The organism is Stenotrophomonas sp. NPDC077420, assembly GCF_044543385.1.
In the GTDB taxonomy this organism is placed as follows: Bacteria; Pseudomonadota; Gammaproteobacteria; order Xanthomonadales; family Xanthomonadaceae; genus Stenotrophomonas.
This window is the reverse complement of sequence record NZ_JBITVZ010000043.1, coordinates 1-1,266: the sequence shown is the minus strand read 5'-3', so window position 1 is coordinate 1,266 and position 1,266 is coordinate 1. Positions and strand designations below refer to the sequence as shown.

The following is a 1,266-nucleotide window of genomic DNA, read 5'->3' as shown; positions in this document are numbered from 1 at the left end:
CTGATCAACCCGGTCGCGATGGACGAAGGCCTGCGCTTCGCGATCCGCGAAGGCGGCCGTACCGTCGGCGCCGGCGTGGTCTCCAAGATCATCGAATAATCTGTTAGACTCTGCGCCCCGATGTTGCCTGGGTAGGGCATCGGGGTGTACCAAAACGGGAAAAGAGGCGCAGGACGCACCTCGTGTTCCCCAGACCAGGAAGGGTCGCGCCATTCAGGCATGTCAACAGTACCCCTGTTGACCGTCGTCTTGCATGCGCGCTATACTTTTTGTCTGGGCAGATCGGGAGACCGGTCTGCCTCGATTTTTGAGGTCTACGGAAAGATCTTGTCGCCGCGCAGGAATGCGCGGCGTCCGCATTCAGGATATTCATGGGACAAGGCAACCCAGAGGCCTTGTCCGTCGCTCTTTTAACGAAGGAACCCACCGTCATGGCGGACCAAAAGATCCGGATTCGGTTGAAGGCGTTCGATCATCGTTTGATCGACCGTTCGGCCAGCGAGATCGTAGAAACGGCAAAGCGGACCGGCGCGCAAGTGCGTGGCCCGATCCCGCTGCCGACCAAGATCGAGCGCTACACCATTCTCGTTTCCCCGCACGTCGACAAGGACGCGCGTGACCAGTACGAGACCCGCACGCACAAGCGCGTGCTCGATATCGTCGACCCCAACGACAAGACCGTGGACGCGCTGATGAAGCTCGAACTGGCTGCCGGCGTCGACGTTCAGATCAAGCTGACCTGAGGACTACGACCATGACGAAGAAATATTCGTTGGGCTTCGTGGGCCGCAAGGCTGGCATGAGCCGCGTGTTCACCGAAGATGGCCGTGCCATTCCGGTGACCCTGATTGAAGCTACCCCGAACCGCATCGCGCAGATCAAGACCGTCGAAGCCGACGGCTACAGCGCCGTGCAGGTGACCGTCGGCGCGCGTCGCGCTGCCCTGGTCAACAAGCCGGAAGCCGGCCACATCGCCAAGGCGAAGGTGGATGCGGGCCGTGGCCTGAGGGAATTCCGCGTTGAAGACGCGCAGCTCGGCGATTTCGCCGTCGGCGGCGAAGTCAAGGCGGACCTCTTCGAAGTTGGCCAGAAGGTCGACGTCCAGGGTGTCACCAAGGGTAAGGGCTTCCAGGGCACCATCAAGCGCTACAACTTCCGTATGGGCGATGCAACCCACGGTAACTCGCTGTCGCATCGCGCGCCGGCTTCGCTGGGCCAGATCCAGACCCCGGGTCGCGTATTCCCGGCCAAGAACATGTCAGGCCA

2 protein-coding genes and 1 pseudogene are annotated in these 1,266 nt (G+C 61.5%); all 3 read left to right on the top strand.

All coding sequences use genetic code 11. The annotated features are described in order from the left end of the window. Positions 1 to 99 (top strand): annotated as a pseudogene (locus tag ACIGII_RS19525) (elongation factor Tu); the annotation flags it as partial. Positions 100 to 431: 332 nt separating this feature from the next. Continuing rightward, the gene (gene rpsJ / locus ACIGII_RS19520; RefSeq protein WP_010341589.1) at positions 432 to 743 is read left to right on the top strand and encodes a 30S ribosomal protein S10; all 312 of its coding nucleotides are present in this window, start codon (positions 432 to 434) and stop codon (positions 741 to 743) included. Positions 744 to 754: 11 nt separating this feature from the next. Further along, on the top strand, positions 755 to 1,266 hold a 512-nt coding region (rplC, locus tag ACIGII_RS19515), incomplete at its 3' end, for a 50S ribosomal protein L3 (protein ID WP_399657659.1).

What these genes read in the sequence shown, in the direction of transcription:
- rpsJ (WP_010341589.1), top strand. Translation starts at nt 432, where the DNA reads ATGGCGGACCAAAAGATCCGGATTCGGTTGAAGGCGTTCGATCATCGT.